21 protein-coding genes are annotated in these 16,183 nt (G+C 67.4%); 10 read left to right on the forward strand and 11 right to left on the reverse strand.

The features are described from left to right. Nucleotides 1-2: 2 nt before the first annotated feature. A complete protein-coding gene (locus ACHL_RS05120; protein WP_043793779.1) occupies nucleotides 3-767 on the forward strand; it encodes a dienelactone hydrolase family protein in 765 nt (254 codons plus the stop codon). 30 nt (nucleotides 768-797) lie between these two features. On the opposite strand, the gene ACHL_RS05125 is transcribed toward ACHL_RS05120, so the two are convergent. The 4 genes from ACHL_RS05125 to ACHL_RS05140 form a co-directional block, all read right to left on the reverse strand. Next, nucleotides 798-2,432 (reverse strand): alpha-amylase family glycosyl hydrolase, encoded by a 1,635-nt coding sequence (locus tag ACHL_RS05125; protein WP_015936234.1) that lies wholly within the window; start codon nucleotides 2,430-2,432, stop codon nucleotides 798-800. Nucleotides 2,433-2,483: 51 nt separating this feature from the next. Beyond that, nucleotides 2,484-3,422: an SAM-dependent methyltransferase gene (locus ACHL_RS05130; RefSeq protein WP_015936235.1), complete on the reverse strand. Its 939-nt coding sequence runs from the start codon at nucleotides 3,420-3,422 to the stop codon at nucleotides 2,484-2,486. Between the two features lie 74 nt (nucleotides 3,423-3,496). Then, entirely contained in the window at nucleotides 3,497-4,249 is a 753-nt protein-coding gene (locus ACHL_RS05135) for an ArsR/SmtB family transcription factor (protein WP_015936236.1), read from the reverse strand. Nucleotides 4,250-4,452: 203 nt separating this feature from the next. After that, the gene (locus ACHL_RS05140; RefSeq protein WP_015936237.1) at nucleotides 4,453-4,860 is read right to left on the reverse strand and encodes a DUF1304 family protein; all 408 of its coding nucleotides are present in this window, start codon (nucleotides 4,858-4,860) and stop codon (nucleotides 4,453-4,455) included. 87 nt (nucleotides 4,861-4,947) lie between these two features. Here ACHL_RS05140 and ACHL_RS05145 point away from each other — a divergent pair, with 87 nt between their 5' ends. Then, on the forward strand, nucleotides 4,948-5,991 hold the full coding sequence (locus ACHL_RS05145; RefSeq protein WP_015936238.1) for a helix-turn-helix transcriptional regulator: 1,044 nt from the start codon (nucleotides 4,948-4,950) through the stop codon (nucleotides 5,989-5,991). Between the two features lie 9 nt (nucleotides 5,992-6,000). Then, entirely contained in the window at nucleotides 6,001-6,336 is a 336-nt protein-coding gene (locus tag ACHL_RS05150) for a cupin domain-containing protein (protein ID WP_015936239.1), read from the forward strand. 68 nt (nucleotides 6,337-6,404) lie between these two features. Here the strand turns inward: ACHL_RS05150 and ACHL_RS05155 are convergent, their stop codons facing one another. After that, on the reverse strand, nucleotides 6,405-7,703 hold the full coding sequence (locus ACHL_RS05155) for an MFS transporter (RefSeq protein WP_015936240.1): 1,299 nt from the start codon (nucleotides 7,701-7,703) through the stop codon (nucleotides 6,405-6,407). A gap of 251 nt (nucleotides 7,704-7,954) precedes the next feature. On the opposite strand from ACHL_RS05155, the gene ACHL_RS05160 reads away from it, so the two are divergent. Together ACHL_RS05160 and ACHL_RS05165 are read left to right on the forward strand one after the other, a co-directional pair. Next, on the forward strand, nucleotides 7,955-8,425 hold the full coding sequence (locus ACHL_RS05160; protein ID WP_043793783.1) for an SRPBCC family protein: 471 nt from the start codon (nucleotides 7,955-7,957) through the stop codon (nucleotides 8,423-8,425). Between the two features lie 8 nt (nucleotides 8,426-8,433). Then, nucleotides 8,434-8,778 carry an iron chaperone gene (locus ACHL_RS05165; protein ID WP_015936242.1) on the forward strand — a complete coding sequence of 115 codons (345 nt, stop codon included), beginning with the start codon at nucleotides 8,434-8,436 and terminating at the stop codon, nucleotides 8,776-8,778. A 131-nt stretch (nucleotides 8,779-8,909) separates the two neighbouring features. Here the strand turns inward: ACHL_RS05165 and ACHL_RS05170 are convergent, their stop codons facing one another. Beyond that, on the reverse strand, nucleotides 8,910-9,773 hold the full coding sequence (locus tag ACHL_RS05170) for a sugar phosphate isomerase/epimerase family protein (RefSeq protein WP_015936243.1): 864 nt from the start codon (nucleotides 9,771-9,773) through the stop codon (nucleotides 8,910-8,912). A gap of 163 nt (nucleotides 9,774-9,936) precedes the next feature. On the opposite strand from ACHL_RS05170, the gene ACHL_RS05175 reads away from it, so the two are divergent. Both ACHL_RS05175 and ACHL_RS05180 read left to right on the forward strand, forming a co-directional pair. Next, on the forward strand, nucleotides 9,937-10,260 hold the full coding sequence (locus tag ACHL_RS05175) for a hypothetical protein (RefSeq protein WP_015936244.1): 324 nt from the start codon (nucleotides 9,937-9,939) through the stop codon (nucleotides 10,258-10,260). Between the two features lie 314 nt (nucleotides 10,261-10,574). Next, a complete protein-coding gene (locus ACHL_RS05180; RefSeq protein WP_015936245.1) occupies nucleotides 10,575-10,961 on the forward strand; it encodes a VOC family protein in 387 nt (128 codons plus the stop codon). A gap of 128 nt (nucleotides 10,962-11,089) precedes the next feature. Here the strand turns inward: ACHL_RS05180 and ACHL_RS05185 are convergent, their stop codons facing one another. The 3 genes from ACHL_RS05185 to ACHL_RS05195 form a co-directional block, all read right to left on the reverse strand. Next, on the reverse strand, nucleotides 11,090-11,587 hold the full coding sequence (locus tag ACHL_RS05185) for a DinB family protein (protein WP_015936246.1): 498 nt from the start codon (nucleotides 11,585-11,587) through the stop codon (nucleotides 11,090-11,092). A gap of 150 nt (nucleotides 11,588-11,737) precedes the next feature. Beyond that, nucleotides 11,738-12,997 carry an MFS transporter gene (locus tag ACHL_RS05190; protein WP_015936247.1) on the reverse strand — a complete coding sequence of 420 codons (1,260 nt, stop codon included), beginning with the start codon at nucleotides 12,995-12,997 and terminating at the stop codon, nucleotides 11,738-11,740. Next, entirely contained in the window at nucleotides 12,994-13,452 is a 459-nt protein-coding gene (locus ACHL_RS05195; protein WP_015936248.1) for a MarR family winged helix-turn-helix transcriptional regulator, read from the reverse strand. The genes ACHL_RS05190 and ACHL_RS05195 overlap by 4 nt, the downstream gene beginning before the upstream one ends. A gap of 161 nt (nucleotides 13,453-13,613) precedes the next feature. Between ACHL_RS05195 and ACHL_RS05200 the strand changes: the two genes are divergently transcribed. The 3 genes from ACHL_RS05200 to ACHL_RS05210 all read left to right on the forward strand — a co-directional run bounded on the left by ACHL_RS05200 (nucleotide 13,614) and on the right by ACHL_RS05210 (nucleotide 15,320). Beyond that, nucleotides 13,614-14,123 (forward strand): DUF3592 domain-containing protein, encoded by a 510-nt coding sequence (locus ACHL_RS05200; protein ID WP_015936249.1) that lies wholly within the window; start codon nucleotides 13,614-13,616, stop codon nucleotides 14,121-14,123. Nucleotides 14,124-14,191: 68 nt separating this feature from the next. Then, nucleotides 14,192-14,770: an SOUL family heme-binding protein gene (locus ACHL_RS05205; RefSeq protein ID WP_015936250.1), complete on the forward strand. Its 579-nt coding sequence runs from the start codon at nucleotides 14,192-14,194 to the stop codon at nucleotides 14,768-14,770. A 40-nt stretch (nucleotides 14,771-14,810) separates the two neighbouring features. Further along, entirely contained in the window at nucleotides 14,811-15,320 is a 510-nt protein-coding gene (locus tag ACHL_RS05210) for a GNAT family N-acetyltransferase (RefSeq protein ID WP_015936251.1), read from the forward strand. Here the strand turns inward: ACHL_RS05210 and ACHL_RS05215 are convergent. Next, nucleotides 15,317-15,544 carry a helix-turn-helix domain-containing protein gene (locus tag ACHL_RS05215; RefSeq protein ID WP_015936252.1) on the reverse strand — a complete coding sequence of 76 codons (228 nt, stop codon included), beginning with the start codon at nucleotides 15,542-15,544 and terminating at the stop codon, nucleotides 15,317-15,319. The genes ACHL_RS05210 and ACHL_RS05215 overlap by 4 nt on opposite strands. Beyond that, nucleotides 15,544-16,182, reverse strand: a complete 639-nt coding sequence (locus ACHL_RS05220; RefSeq protein ID WP_015936253.1) for a hypothetical protein — start codon at nucleotides 16,180-16,182, stop codon at nucleotides 15,544-15,546. The genes ACHL_RS05215 and ACHL_RS05220 overlap by 1 nt, the downstream gene beginning before the upstream one ends. Nucleotide 16,183: the final 1 nt, after the last annotated feature.

Consider the following 16,183-nt stretch of genomic DNA (forward strand, 5'->3'; position numbering starts at 1 on the left):
TGATGGGACACCTGATGACCGTCGGCAACGCCGAAACCTCCGTCCAGGCCTACGTCAGCGAACCGCCCACCGGCCGTCTCCGGGACAAACCAAAAGGCGGGCTGCTGCTGATCTCCGAAATCTGGGGCATGGTGGACCACATCAAAGACGTGGCGGACAGGTTCGCCGCCGAGGGCTACCTGGTGCTGGCGCCGGACCTCCTGACCGATATTGGCATGACGCCCGACGTTGCGGCTGAGGTGCTGGAGGGGCTCTCCGATCCCGATCCGGAGCAGCGCAGCAAGGTCCAGCCGAGGCTCCGCGAGATCACCTCGCCGCTGCACTCGCCGGAGTTTGCGGAGAAGGCCGTAGCTGCCCTCCGCGCCTGCTTCGACCATCTGGAAGGCATCCCGGTGCTGGCAGGACGGGTAGCGGTGGCAGGGTTCTGCTTCGGCGGTACCTACAGCTTCACCCTGGCCACCAGGGAACCCCGGCTGCGGGCCGCCGTACCCTTTTACGGCACATGCGACTTCAGCGAGGAGGAACTCGGCCGGATCACGTGCCCCGTCCTGGCTTTCTACGGCGAGGAAGACCATGCCCTGGTGGACAAACTGCCGCTGGTGAAGGCCAGAATGTTCGGTGCCGGAGTGGACTTCGACGCCGTGGTGTATCCGGGCACTGGCCACGCCTTCTTCAACGACAGCACCCCCATCCGGTACAACGCCGATGCCGCCACAGACTCCTGGCAGCGCACCCTGGCGTTCCTGGAGCGGAGCCTCAACCGGTAGGGGTTCCCTGCAGGCCCAGGTGCGGCGCCGTCAGCTGCGGCGGAGCCACACCGCGTTGTCCGGCTGCAGCCAGCCCTCCTTCTCCAGCGGGAAAGCGCTGAAGAGTACGACGCCGGCGGGCAGCTTCACCGGGCTGCTCCCCATAGCGACGGCCACAAGGAAGCCGGGGCTGCGCTCGCAGAGCAGAAGGTTCCCGTCCTGCACGTGCCAGGTGCCGCCGTCGTGCGCGGTGAAGGTGCCGTCATCCCACAACTGGCGGCGCATGGCGATCGCCCGGGTGGCCAGCGCGAGCATGGAGTCCGGGTCCCGCTGCTGCAGCTCGATGGCGTGGCTGCCCCAACCGTCCGGGACGGGAAGCCAGGGAATGGCGGGAGGCGCCGGATCCCGGGACGGCAGCGAGAAGCCGTGGCTCCGCGCCAGGCCCTCGGTCCAGGGGAGCGGGACGCGGGTGCCGTCGCGGGTGATCCCGCCGCGGGCCCACATCGGGTCCACGCGGGCTTCGACGGGGACGTCCACCTCTGGGAGCCCGAGCTCCTGGCCTTGGTAGAGGTAGGCCGAACCGGGCAAACCGAGCAACGCCACCAGCGCGGCCCGGGCACGGCGTCCGCCCACCTCTCCGGCGCCGAAGCGGGTGGCGGAGCGGACGATGTCGTGGTTTTCGAGGGCCCAGGTGGGGGCCGCGCCGTGCAGTTTCCGGGCTTCCTCGAGTTCGTTGCCCGCGGCCGCCCACGATTCCGGGTCCCAGCCCAGCTTCACGAAGGCGAAGGCGAACGCCTGGTGCATTTCGTCGCTGCGCGTGTAACGGGCGGCGCGGGCAGGCTCGAGGTTTACCTCGCCCACCAGCAGGCGGTGCGGCTGGTACTTCTCCGCCAGCCGCCGCCACCGCCGGTACACCTCGTGCACGTCCTCCTGGTCTGAGACCAGCGGGTTGGCGCGCAGCCCGTCCACCACCGCTTCGGCGGACGGGGCGTCCGGCAGGCCGTCGGCCTTGAAGAGCCCGTGGGCGACGTCGATCCGGAGGCCGTCCACGCCCTTGTCGAACCAGAAGCGCAGGACATTTTCGAAGTAGTCGCCCACAGCGGGGTTGCGCCAGTTCCAGTCCGGCTGGCCGGCTGAGAACAGGTGCAGGTACCACTCGGTGTCGGTTTCCGAGCCCGGGTTGGCCCGGGACCAGGCCCGGCCGCCGAAGACGCTCTGCCAGTTGTTGGGCGGCAGGTCGCTGACTGTTCCAAGGGAGGAGCTGCGTCCTTCGACGAAGTGGAACATCTCCCGCTCCGGGCTTCCCGGCCCGGACGCGAGGGCTTGCTGGAACAGCGGGTGGGCGGAGGAGCAGTGGTTGGGGACGACGTCGAGGAGGACCCGCAGGCCCAGCCCGTGGGCCTGCTCCAGCAGGGCGTCGAAGTCCGCCATGGTGCCGAACAGGGGGTCCACGCCGCAGTAGTCGCTGACGTCGTACCCCTGGTCCACCTGGGGCGACGGCTGGAACGGGGTCAGCCAGATCCCGTCTACGCCTAGCGTGGCGATGTACGGCAGTCGGTGGAGCAGCCCGGTGAGGTCGCCCACGCCGTCGCCGTTCCCGTCTGCGAAGGAGCGCGGGTACACCTGGTAGATGACGGCGGACTGCCACCATTGCTCTGATGGGCTTTCGGGGTGGGCAAGGCTCAAAGCCGGGCCGCCTTCCGTGGTCGGAATAATGGGGTCAAGGGGGTGGTGCCGCTACAGCCAGGCTGTCGCGAATCCGCCGCGGGACTGGCCTTCAGCGGACGACGGCGGCTCCGCACCGGCGTCGGGCGCGTTGCCTGAAAGGGGCGGAGCCGGGGCGTCGGTCAGCGAGATGACCCGCCCGTAGGAGGCGCACAGGTCCGGCACCGAGTGCCGGGCGCAGCGCCAGCCGCTGGCTTCCAGGACGGACACGGGGTCCGGGGGATCCGCGCGGGCCAGCAGCTCGCTCATCGGCAGTCCCGTCTTGAGGCTGAACTCCTGCAGTTGTGCGTCAAGATCGTCGGTCTTCGGCAGGGGCACGGCGCGCTCAATGACGGCCCGCGAACCCGGGGACGAGAGTGCTGCCACTTCGTCCAGCACCGATTGTTGGCCCGCGGCGTCGAGGTAGGGCAGGAGGCCTTCCAGGATCCAGGTGGTGGACCCTGCGGGGTCGAATCCGGCGGCCATAAGACTGCGCCGCCACGGTTGCGAGAGGTCGGCGTCGAGGATGGTGCGGTCCGTACCGGGTGTGGCGCCGAGCCCGGTCAGGACGCTGTCCTTGAAGTCCAGGACGCTGGCGCTGTCTATCTCGAAGATCCGGGAGCCCGCCGGCCACTCCAGCCGGAATGCCCGGGTGTCCAGGCCCGCACCCAGGATCACCGTCTGCGCCGTGGCGCCGTCCCGGAGGAAGTCGTCGATGAACCTGGTGCGCAGGCCGATGTAGATGGATGCCAGGAGCAATGGCTGCTGCAGGGGAGGTGCGTCCTCCGGGCTGGCGGGCCACTGGGTTGGCATCTCCACGTGCGATTTGGCGGCCCGCACCAGCTCCGCCGCGAACGGATCCACCACCAGAGGGTCCGGCCGGGACGATTCAACAGCCCGCCCCGCGGCGACGGCCAAGGCCGTCAGCGGGAGGCCGTGGTCTTGGAATCCCGTGCCCTCAGCGTCCGCCACGGTGTGCCCTTTCGTCGGTGGTGGCACCAAGCGGCACCCAAGCCAGGTGCCGCCGTCGTGCGTGATGCGGTTGGTCAGGTGTACATGAGCGAGCCCGGAGTGGTGAGTTGCTCGCCGGTCTCCAGCCAGGTCTTCAGGCCGGAAAGGATCATTGGCCAGCCGCCGTAGAGTTGGTCGTTGGCGCCTTCGCGGAGGTCGCTGTGCGTGACGGTGAGGTGGCATGAATCGCCCACCGGCTCGATCTCCCAGGTGACCTTGGAGGTCCCCTCGGCCTTGACGTCCTCGCCCCACAGCGCCCGCATGGTCTGCACCAGCCGGTGCGGGGGATCGACCTCCAGGTTTTCGCCCTCGCCGAGGATCTGGCCTGCCTTGGGGTTGCCCATTTCGAAGCGGCCGCCGGGCGTCCAATCGGATTCCAGGGTGTTGCCGAACTGGTATTTGCTGCGGATATCGCTGTCGGTAATGGCTTCCCAGAGCTTCTCCGGGGTGGTCTTGATGTAGATCTCGAAGATTTTTTCCATGGGACTTTCCAATCTGGATTTGAGGTCGCTGAGGGCAGCGGCCCATGGTTCTGCGTATTTGCTGACCCAGCGGTCGTGGACCAGGCGGATGGGAACAGGGTTCAGGAAGTGCAGCTTTTCCCGCCCCCGACGACGGGTGGCCACCAGGCCTGCGTCCTCAAGGATGCGGAGGTGCTTGGCGATCCCGAACCGGGTCATGCTGAACCTCGCCTCAAGCGCACTGAGGCTCTGGCCGTCCTCGCGGAACAGCTCATCAAGCAGGTCCCTGCGGGTGGGGTCGGAGAGTGCTTTGAACACGTCGTCCATACACACGATGATAGGTGACCATATAGTCACCTATCAAGGGGTTTGCTCCAACAATTCCGGCAACCTTGTGCGTTCCTCCCCGGTTACACGTCCGCCGATGCCGGCCCGGGCGGCCAGATCCGCGCCGTAGCAGGGGCTGCTGCGTACCGGGTCCGGGTCCGGAGGCAGTAACTGGGCAGGAACGTACAGCCGAAGCGGTCCAGTTACGGGCCAAACGGCAGGAAGGCCAGCGCCAGCAGAGCCGGGACCGTGGCGGCGAGGGTACCCGGGACGCTGTCCCAGCGTTTGGGGTAGTGGCCCTGGAGGTCGGCCAAAAGCATCGTGGGGGCGGTGAGCGCCATGTTGAGGCAGCAGTACACCACCAGGGTGTAGCCCACCACCGGTTCGCCGATGTTCACCGCCACCAGCCCGGCCATCACGCCGAGGGCAATCACCAGGTTCTTGTACCCGGTGGGGATGGCCCACATCATCAAGGCCGGCACGTTTTCCGGCGGGGTGCTCAGGAACTTCTGCGCCCACCGGCTGCGCCGGAGCAGGAAGCTCTCCACCGGAAAGACCCCCACGTAGATGACCACCGCCAGCACCGCGAAGACCTGGGAAATGATGTTCATGCCGGAAGGGTAGGCCCGCCCGGGAGCCTTGAGCTATCCCCGGATTGGGGGATTCCGTGCTGCACCGGCGGGCCGGATACTGGACGTATGTGGGAGGAGCGCGCTGAGCGTGCCAGGCGGGACATCGCCACGCTGGCCACGGACGGACTGGACCTGGCCGCCCTCTACACCGCCGCCCTGGTGCTGGTGCACAAAGCGGTGCCGTTCGACCAAGCCTGCTGGGCCGGCGTCGACCCCGAAACGATGGTGATGAACGCTGTGACCAACTGGCGGCCGTGGCCTGTCACCGACGAGTACGCGGCCAAATTCGCTCAGTCCGAATACCAAGGAAGCGAACCGAACTCGTTCGCGCAGCTCATGCTCAGGCCGCATCCGGTGGCGCGGATCTCGGACGCGCCCCGCAGCGAGGTGGCAGGGAGCATCCGGATCAACGAGTTGCTCCGTCCGCTGGGCCTGGTCCACGAGTTGCGCGGGGCGTTCCGTGTGGACCAGTCGTGCTGGGGCGTCGGCAGCCTGTTCCGGGAAGGTTCCGGGGATTTCAGCGACAGGGAGGTGGAGTTCCTTGCGGCAGTCACGGCTGCGCTCGCGGCCGCAACCCGCATTGCTGCCCGCTCGCACCACCGGCTGTGGCACCAGCCGGACGGGCCCGTGATCGTCCTCGCCGGCGAGCGCGGCGAGTTGCGTGCCGCCACCCCGGCAGCAACTACGTGGCTTCAGGCGCTGGAGGAAGCAGCGCCGGGCCAGTTCAGCATGGTGCTTTATGCCCTGGTGGCGCAGGCGAAGGCATCGCCCACCGGGACAGCAAGGACAAGGATGCGCGACGTCGATTCCGGCTGGGTGATCCTGCAGGCCAGCCGTCTCATCACCGGCGATGATCCCCAACAGATGGTGGTCACCGTGGAGCCGGCCACCTCCCGCCAGCTGCTGGCACTGCTCCTGTCCGCGTACGGGCTCACCCCGCGGGAACAGGAAGTTTGCCTGGAACTTCTGGCCGGCAGCGCGGGCGCGGACGTAGCCCGGCACCTGTTCATCTCACCGCACACGGTCCACGATCACCTGAAGTCGATCTTCGACAAAGTGGGGGTGAACAGCCGCGGGGAACTTGTCGCCAGGTTGACGGTCACTGGGTAGCCTTGGCGCATGCAGAAGATATCGGTGGAAGCGCTGGCCCGCCAGCAGCTCGAAGCGGCACTCGCATCTCCCAACGGCCGCGCCGCGGACACGGTCTACGGAGGGCACGAAAAGACCCTTCGCCAGTCCGTGATGGCGCTGAAAGCAGGTACCCGGCTCAGCGAACACCAGAACCCCGGGGACGCCACGGTGTTTGTGATCCGTGGCTGCGTTCGTCTGGTGGCAGGCGCGGATTCCTGGCAGGGCAAGGCGGGCGACCTGCTGATCGTCCCGCCGGGCCTGCACAGCCTGGAGGCAGAGGAGGACTCGGCGTTCCTGTTCACGGTGGCCAAGTACCGCGACTGACATCCATTTTCTCCGTAAATGCCGTTTAGAGCCCCCATAACGGCGTTTACGGAGCAATCGATGGTGGGTTAGGCGGGATCCTCCACCTTGTCGGTCGCTGCCTCCGGAGTGGTGTTCTGGGAGCCGCCGGCCGCGCATGGGGTGACCGGCCGGACCGGGCGCGGCTCCAGCCAGATGCGTTCCCGGGGTCCCGGCGGATAGGCGTGCTTCTTGCCCGCGATGGTGATCACCAGGGCGGCCAGCACCGGCAGCGCGGCGGCCACGGGCACCAGCATGGGACCGCCCACTACCAGCGCGCCGGAACCATACAGGGCGCCCACGGTGATGCCCAGCTGGATGGTCAGCACCGTGAGGCCGTTGGCCGCTTCGCTGTACTCGCCGCCGGCGCGAAGGATGGCGGACTGGTTGTAGATGCCGATGGCCCCCAGACCGGCACCCCAGACCGTCATCAGGACCAGGGCCAGCGGAACGTTGCCCACCGCCAAGGGCAGCAGCGCCATCGAGACGGCGATGGCCGCCGTCGTGATCATCAGCGAACGCCGGGGCCGCGAATCCACGGTGAGTCCCGCAACCCAGATGCCCAGCAGCCCCGAGGCGCCGAGCACGGTCAGCGCCAGGCTGGTGGCGTATTCCGGCAGCGCGGCTTCACGGATGAACGGGGCGATGTAGGTGAACAGCGCGAAGTGGGCCAGGACCAGGAGGGGCCACGCCGTGGCCACCGCCTTGACGCCGGGTTCGGCAATGGCGCGCCGGATGGACGGCCGGGCGGTATTGGAAATCCGCTGAATGCGGGGCAGCAGGAAGAACGCCAGGACAGTGAGGAGCATCCCAAATCCGGCAAGGACCAGGAACGCGGCCCGCCAGCCGAGCAGCCCGCCCAGGGCCGTACCCACCGGTGCGCCGATGGCCAGGCCCAGGCTGTTGCCGCTGAATACGATGGCCAGCGCCTTGCCCACCTGGTTCGCCGGAACCACCCGGGTCACGAACGGCGCCATGGTGGTCCAGAGCAGACCGTGCGCCAGCCCGCCCACCATCCGGGCGATCATCGCTGTGGTGAAATCCGGGGAAAGCCCCACCCAGGCGTTGCTGGCCGCGAACGTCAGGACCAGCCCCACCAGCAGGGTGTGCCGGGGGATCCGTGCCAGCAGCCGGGCCACCGGCACCACGGTGACCACGATGACGGCGGCATAGGCTGCGGCGAGGTATCCGGCCACGGGTTCGGTGATTTTCAGGCCGGCGCTGATCTGTGGCAGCAGGCCCGAGGGGAGGAGTTCTGTGGTGATGGCGGTGAAGGCAATGGTTGCCAGGACCAGGAGGGCGGCGTAGGGAAATCGGGCAGGGGCGGGCACGGAAGTCGCGGAGGACATGGGGGAGTGGATCCATTCAAGGGGAGAGGTTGGAAAGCGGCTCGCTGGCCGGACAATTCCTCCCTTAAATTTACAGGATCCGGGGTCCCGGAATCGACAAGATGACGGCTTCGGCAGCGCGTCCGAAGGGTGGTCACGGCAGCCCTCCCCGGGCGGCAAGACAGTACGTTGATGGGGCCGCCGCTGCGGCTAACCGCAGTGGCGCCGTGGCGGCCTGTTCAGGGCTGCTTCCGGACTCCTATGCTGGGTCCATGTCTACGTATGAGGTCCACCGCAGCGCGGTCATCCCTGCCGCCCCGGAAGATATCTTTCCCCTGGTCAACAGCTTCCGCGAGTGGGGCGCCTGGTCCCCGTGGGAGAAGGTGGATCCCGGCATGAGCCGCCGCTACTACGGCCCGGGGTCGGGTGCCGGAGCGGGGTATGAGTGGAGCGGCAACCGGAAGGCCGGAAGCGGAACCATGGAGATCGTCGAGTCGGCGCCGTCCAGTTCCATCGGCATCCGCCTCCAGTTCACCAAGCCGTTCAAGGCCCTGAACCCCACCACTTTCACGTTCACGCCCGTCCCCGGCGGCACCGAAGTCACGTGGAAGATGACCGGCGAAAACAAGGGCGCCGCGAAGATCTTTGCCCTGTTCGTCAACATGGACAAGATGGTGGGCTCGGACTTCGAACGCGGCCTCACCTCGCTGGCTTCGGCCGTGGCGGCAAAGAAGAGCAGCTGAGGCCACCCGTGGGCACCGTTGACGACGCGCTCGCTGACCTGCCCGAGCCTGGGCGGAGCTGCCTCCGGCACGTCGTGGCGGTGGCCCGGTCCGTAGCGCCGGAGGCCACCGAAGGCGTGAGCTACGGCATGCCCGCACTCAAGCTCGATGGCAAACCCCTGGTGGGAGTGGTGGCCGCCGCCAAGCACCTGTCCATTTTTCCGTTCTCGCCTGCCATCGTGGAGGCTGTGGCGGGGAGGCTGGACGGCTACTCGCTGTCCAAAGGGACTATCCGGTTCACCGCGGAGCATCCCCTGCCGGACAGCGTGGTGGAAGAGATCGTCCGGCGCCGGCTGGCTGAGATCCGGCCCTGAGCTGAACCGCATGACCGGCCCTGAACCGCATAACCGGTGCTGCCCGGCACCGGTTATGCGGGCGAGGGCCGGTTTTGGCGACGACGGCGGTGCCGGGTTGGCAGGTACGGCACCTTCACAGCCCAACCAGTTCAGCTGAGCAGCATCTGGACGGTGTTGCGCAGCGTGGTCGCCACCAGGTGGTCGTCGAGTTCGGCAACCTTGCCACAAAAGATTTCCGGGCAGTACCAGCCGTCAAAGCCGGTGGCCTTGCACGCGTCCACCCATTCCTGCAGCGGGATCTCTCCGGCCCCCGTCCAGACGTTCCGCGAGATGGACTGATCCGGGACTTCGCCGGCTGGAACGTGGAGGCCGTCGCAGACGTGGACGGCCGCGATCAGGTCGCCGGGCAGCGCCGCCACATCCTCCGGGGTGTCACCGGCGGCCCAGAAGTGCCAGAAGTCCACGCACATCTTTACGTTGGGCCGCTGGATGGACTCAATGATCTGCAGGGCCTGGCTGACCCGGTTCACGGGGGACCATGCCAGCGGTTCCAGGTACAGGCCCACCCCGTGGTCCGCGGCGATGTCAGCTGCGAGGGCCACGCGCTTGGCCGTTTCGGCAAGGGCGTCCTTGCCGCTGAGCCCCAGGGCGCCGCGGAACCGCAGGTCCGTCGGGTTCAGGGTGCCGGCCCGGAAGTCCTTGACCACACGGACGTCCACCGGTCCGGTGCACATCTGAACATAGGGCGCGCCCACTACCTGGGCCACTTCCGCGAGCCGGGTGGCATCGCGGGTGAACTCATCGTGGGGCGCCTCCTGGATGGCGCCCACCCCGGAGACCGCGAACCCGTCCAGTGCCGGCACAAGATCGTGGGCCGTGAAGCCGGCGTCCAGGAAGCGGAACAGCTTCGGCGTTTGGAGTTCAACGGCGTCGAACCCTGCAGCCTTAGCCACGGCGATGTCCCGCAGGGTGGTGCCGTGGAACGCCACGGTCGAGTTCATGGAGATCTTCATGAGGGTCCTTGGGGCCGATGAGGTGGTTAGAGCGCTCTAACGAAGTACAGTTGAACTTTGTCATGACAAATGCGGCAGTGTCAACGAACTGGTGTCCGTCAGGGAAAAGCCGCGCTGCCGAAAGCCCTTACCGCCGCGTGGCCCAGGCGTTTACGCTGGCTCCATGACTGATACTTTTGCGTCCCTCGTGGACACGTTCAAGAATGTGGGAGTCACCAAGGCTTACGGCACGCCGGTGAACGTGGGAGGCCAGGAGATCGTGCCCGTGGCGCTGGTGTCCTTCGGTTTCGGTGGCGGCAGCGAGCCCGGCGACGGCGCGTCCGGCGGTGGCGGTGGAGGCATGGTGATGCCGGTGGGCGTCTACACCACCGCGAACGGCCGGACGGTCTTCCGGCCCAACACCCTCGCCCTGCTCGCCTGCCTCGTGCCGCTGGTTGCCGTGGCCGGGACCGCCGTGCGCCGCGCCATCGCCGCGGCCCGGAAGTAACGCGGCCGACCACCCTCGGACGTTCCGTGGCCCGGCTAACCGCGTGCCGCCGTCGGACGTTCCATGGCACCCGCCCCACGCGATATTCCCCTATTTCGCTCTGGCCAAAGCAGTTCCATAATGGCCTCATAGGCTTCGGGGACCCTCGCCGCCAATTCGACCTGTGATGGCCGGGCGCCGGAGAGTCCCAGGTGGCAGCCCCGGTGTCGGCGCAGCGGGCGGTCACGCGGCCCGCCAGATCTCCGGCAGGGACCTCTCGGACCGTTAAAGGGGGAGAGCACCGCCATCGCAAGATTGCACCAAGGAGATTTGTCATGCTCAAGGATTCGCAGGTCATGGCAGTACTGCCCGCCAAGGACATCGACCGGGCACGGGAGTTCTACCGCGACAAGCTGGGACTCGAGCCCAGCCAGACCATCGAAGGGGACAACCTCATCTACCAGTGCGGCAACGGCACCGCATTCCTGCTCTACCAGACGGACAATGCCGGCACGGCGAAGAACACCCAGATGGGTTGGGGAGTGACGGACGTGGAGAAGGAAGTGGAGGAACTGCGCGGCCGCGGCGTGGTCTTCGAGGACTACGACATGCCCGGGCTCAAGACCGAGAACGGCATCGCCACCATGGAAGGCATGGGCCAGGGGGCCTGGTTCCTTGACAGCGAGGGCAACATCCTCAACATCTCGTCGATGCCGGTGTAGCCAGCGGCTCACCACACGGAAACGGACGACGCCGGCCGCCGCCTTCTGCAGCACCCCCGCCCCGGGTGCCGGGCAGGCGAAGGCCGGAGCCGCCGTCGTGCGCCCCTTCCGGCCGTGCGCCCTCTTGGTCAGCCGTTGAGGATCTGCTCCCGGAGGATGTCCGCGTGGCCGCAGTGCTGTGCGACCTCCCGGATCATGTGCAGGTACACCCAGCGCAGGGGCAACGGGCCACGGCGGTTGCCCCGGACCACATCATCAAGATCAAGGCCGGATGCCGCCTGCCGGGATGCCCCGCATGCCTGGCGGTAGGCATTCCGGATACTGGCGATGGTGTCCTCCCTGCCGAGGATGAAGGATTCGTCAGGGGTGGCCTGAATGCCGATCTCGGCACGGGACCGCCCGGTGACGGCTTCGTCGAACCAGACTTTTTCGACGAAAGTTGCGTGTTTTACCAGGCCCAGCAACGTGGTCCTGGACGGCACCAGGGGCCGGCGGGCCTGCTCCTCCGTGAGGCCATCCAGGCACGCTTCCAACATGGCCCGGTGCTGGTCCAGGAAGGCCTCGAACTGTTCGCGGGCGGGCTGGTTGATGGCGTCGTCGGGCGTCAGGGAAGAGACTGCAGGCATGGCTGCAGTATGCCACGGCCCTCCGGGATGCCGTGGCCGGCGGGGCAACCCCTAACCGGCCCCCAGCCGCATAACCGGTGGTGGGGAGCGCCGGTTATGCGGCTTCGGGCCGGTTGTGTTCCGGGGGAGTGCCCCAGCGGGGCCGGCAGGTCAGGCGGCGGCTTCGCGCTTGCCGCTGAACGCGATACGGACCGCCCTGCGGAGGCTGAGCTTGCTCCGGCGGCTGACCACAATCACGGCGGCCAGCCCGGTCAGCAGGACCACCAGGCCACCCACCGCCACGGACCAGCGGGCGCCGAATTCGCTGCCCACCCACCCGATCAGCGGCGATCCCACGGCTGTGCCGCCCTGCAGGATGGCCAGGTAGAGGGCAAGTACCCGGCCGCGGAACTGCGGCTCCACGGACAGCTGGATGCTGGTGTTGCAGCTGTTCAGGAACGTGATGGATGCCAGGCCCACCGGAATCAGCACTGCGGTATACAGCCAGAACGACGGCGCCACGCTGGCTACCAGCGTGAAGATCCCCAAGCCAAGGGCGCCGCCCAGCAGGAACCGCAGTCGCGGCCGCGCGCGCCGGGCGGCCAGCAGTGCGCCGGCCAGGGTGCCAACGGCCATGATGGAGCCCAGCAGGCCGAACTCGCCCGGCCCGGCGTGGAATTCGGTGGTGGCCATGAGGGCGTTCGTGATGGGGAAATTCATGCCGAAGGCTCCGAGGATGCCCACCAGGACCATGATCAGGACGAGGTCCGGCCGCTGCTTCACGTACCGCATGCCCTCCGTCACCTGGTGTTTGCCGCGCTCTGCCCGCACGGTGGGCACAAGCTCGGAGGTGCGGATCAGGAACAGGGACCAGATCACTGCGGCGTAGCTGGCGGCGTTGAGCAGGAACACCGGCCCGGTGCCCACCCAGGCGATCAGGACGCCGGCGACGGCCGGGCCCGTGAGGCGGGCAGTGTTGAAGGATGCCGAGTTCAGGGCCACGGCATTGGAGATGTTGTCCTGGCCCACCAGTTCCGAGACAAAGGACTGCCGCGCCGGGGCGTCAATGGCGCTGGCAATGCCCAGGCACAAGGCGGCGACGTAGGCATGCCACAGCTGGGCGGTGCCGGTGACCACCAGCAGGCCGATGGCCAGGCCGGTGAAGCCCATGGCCAGCTGGGTCCACAGCAGGATGACGCGTTTGCGGTAGCGGTCTGCCAGGACTCCGCCGTAAGGGCCCAGCAGCAGCATCGGCAGGAATTGCAGGCCGGTGGTGATGCCGACGGCGGCGCCGTCATGGTTGGTCAGGACGGTGAGTACCAGCCAGTCCTGGGCGATGCGCTGCATCCAGGTGCCCACGTTGGAGACCAGGGCACCGCCGGCCCAGATCCGGTAGTTGCGGTTCTCGAGGGCGCGAAACATCTGGCTCATTTGCCGCTCATTTCCTGCATGATGCGTGCGGCGCGGCTGAGGATGTCACGGTCTTCCGCGCTCAGGCCGGCCACGCGCTGTGCCAGCCAGGCGGTGCGCTGATCCCTAGCCTCGGCGAGGACGTCCCTGCCGGCATCGGTGATGTCGATCCGGACCTGCCGGCCGTCGTCGGGATGCTGGGTCCTGGTGACGAAGCCCTGCTCAGCGAGGGCGTTGACGATGCGGGTCATGGACGGGGCCTGCACATGCTCGCGGTCGGCGAGTTCACGGAGGGTTCGGGCGCCGTCGCCGTGCAGGACAGCGAGGACGGTGTACTGGCCGGGGGTGATGACCTCACCGGTGGCCTCGACGCGGAGCCGGCGCGAGGTGCGCATCACGGCGGTGCGGAGGTCGATGGCGAGGGTGTCCGGGGTGATCTGCGTTGTTTCTTTGGTCTTGGTTTCGGTGGGGGCCATATGGGCGGGTGCGCCTCCTGGAGCGGTCGGCTCATGATTTGATTAGCACTGCTAATTAGTTCTGCTAACTATCATCCTCCTTTTCGTTGCTGGCGGCAACCTTTTTGGGTGTGGTTCCGCTAACGTCCGGCCCGCGGCGTGGACCTTGGCACAATGGACGCGTGACTGGGCGCAGAACTGATAGGAACCGCAAATCCGGGCTGACCTGGAAGGGGAAGCTGAACCTGGCGGTGACTGCGCTGGTTCTCCTGCTGGGTCCCGTCATGATGGGCCTGGGCAGCTTCATGATCGGCGCTGACAAGGACCTGGAGCGGAGCGGCGTCCAGGCCGCAGGCACCATTGTGCATTTCGATGACGTCACCAAGGCCTCGGAGCGCAGGATGAAAGTGGAGTTCACATCCGCTGACGGTGCCAGCCATGCGACGTGGGCCACCGTGGACCACGACCAGTACCCCATAGTGGGTGACGCCACCACCGTCATTTACGCCGAGCAAGATCCCGGCAGGGCCATCGTTCCGGGCTACGAGAGCGACGGCGTCTGGGTCCGTGGCGTGGGCACCGTCCTGACCTGTATCTTCGCGGGCCTCGGCGTCATCTTCGTCCTGCTGATGGTGGGCGCCTACCTCAAGGGGCGCTCGCAGCGGGGCACGGATGCCCCCTCGCCTAAGTAAAGGTGGTCGGCCCGGACCGCGGGCGGCTCTGGCAGGAGCTGCCGGACCGGCGTAGGCTCTGCTCCACCATGACCGAGCAGCAGCCTTATGAATCAGTCCGCCGCTATCCACACTTCGAGCTGCGCCGCTACCCGGATTACGTCGTTGCCGAAGTGGCGGTGGCAGCGGACTTCGACCGGGCCGGGAACGTGGCCTTCCGCCGCCTCTTCAACTACATCAGCGGGAACAACACAGGCGGCGCCAAGCTGGCAATGACCGCGCCCGTAGTCCAGGAAGCCGGGCAATCCCAAAAGCTTGCGTTGACCGCACCGGTCATCCAGGCCGGCCCGCTCTCCGGAGGCGGCGGATCTGCGGAGTTCGTGGTGGCTTTCGTCCTGCCAGCCGGGCTGACGGCGGAAACGGCTCCGGTCCCCTCCGATCCCACCGTAAAGATTCGTGCGGTGCCCGGCTCCTTGGCCGCGGTACTGCGATTCTCCGGCCGCGGCTCCGAGGCAAACTTCGAGCGACGTAACAACGGACTCCAGGCCGCGCTCAGCCTCGCCGGACTCACGCCCGTGGGGGCACCCCGTTTCGCCCGCTTCGACCCGCCCTTCAAGCCGTGGTTCCTGCGGCGAAACGAAGTGGTGCAGGACGTGCGCGAGGCATAATCGGGCTGACCGCTGCTTCGGCACTGACTAGGCTGGTGCCATGGATTATGTGCTGCGCCAGGCCACGCCGGATGACGCCGAGAACGTCGTGCTGATGCATACCGCCGCGCATGAGGAAAGCTACGGGCACCTGCTGTCGCCCGGCTTCTTCGCTGAACGGCGACGGTCCGTCCCGGAACGCGTGGCCCGCCGTCGGCCGTATCTTGACGCGCCGCAACCGCGGATCATTGCCGAAGACGCCAACGGTGAGATTGTGGGCCTTGCCGATGCCGGGCCGCCGCGGCATGAGGATGCGCCGTGTCCCTTGGAGCTCTACTCCATTTTCGTCCTGGCCAGGGCGCAGGGGACCGGACTGGGGACAGCGTTGCTGGCTGCCGCCCTTGGTGACGCTCCGGCATACCTGTGGGTGCTCGAGGACAACACGAAGGCGCAGGCCTTCTACCACCGCCAGGGTTTTACGTTCGACGGCGGACGCGGCCACCTTCCGCCCGAATGGGAGAGTGTGCCGGAGCTGCGGATGGTCCGGGGGCTGCCGGGGCAGTACACCTAGCTGGCAGGGTCCGTCACCAGCAGGTCTCCCACTTCGCAGTCCAGCGCGGTGCAGACCGCGGCGAGGGTGGAGAACCTGATGGCCTTGGCGCGGTCATTTTTCAGGACTGAGAGGTTCACCAGGCTGACGCCCACCCGTTTGCTGAGCTCGGTCAGCGTCATGCCGCGCTGCTCCAGCAATTCATCAAGCCTGCAGTGAATGCCGGTGGTTTCCTCTGCCGGCATCAGACAAGGCCCTCGGTGTCTTTCTGCAGCCGGCCGCCGAACTGGAAGACGCCGGCGATGAGGATCAGCGCGATTCCGGCCACTATGGGCAAGAGGCTGATGTTGCCTTCGAAGATGACGCTGCCGGGCTCCCGCCCGGGGTTCAGGCCGATCGCATCAGCCAGCCGGGTCCTCGCCAGCTGATCCAGCACCTGGCCCGCAGTGCCGGCAAGGGCAAGGGCTGCCCCGCAGGCGCCGATGATCCATACCGACCCACGGGTGAACAGTGCCTCGCCCCGCAGCCGGAACGCCAGCAGGAACAGCAAGGCCAGGACCGCCAGGACACCAACCTGGGTCAGCGCGCCCGCCCACGCCAGCTGCCCGGCTTCGGCGCCGGGAAGGGCAGGGATGGTCGCTTCGACGGCGGAGAAGCTGGCGTCCGCGCCAAGCTCCAGGCCTGCAGCTTTCCGGGTCGGCTCGACGGGCAGGGTCAGCGTGGCGGGCCCGGAAAAGAGGCCCACGATGCCGATGACGGACATGACGCTTGAGACGGCGGCGATCACGGCCGCGCCGACCATCAACACCAAAGCATCCGTCCTGGACACCACCTCGCGCTTTTTGTCTCCAGACGGGCGTCCGGTGTGCTTGGCCAGCTTCATG

This window comes from Pseudarthrobacter chlorophenolicus A6, assembly GCF_000022025.1.
GTDB lineage: Bacteria > Actinomycetota > Actinomycetes > Actinomycetales > Micrococcaceae > Arthrobacter > Arthrobacter chlorophenolicus.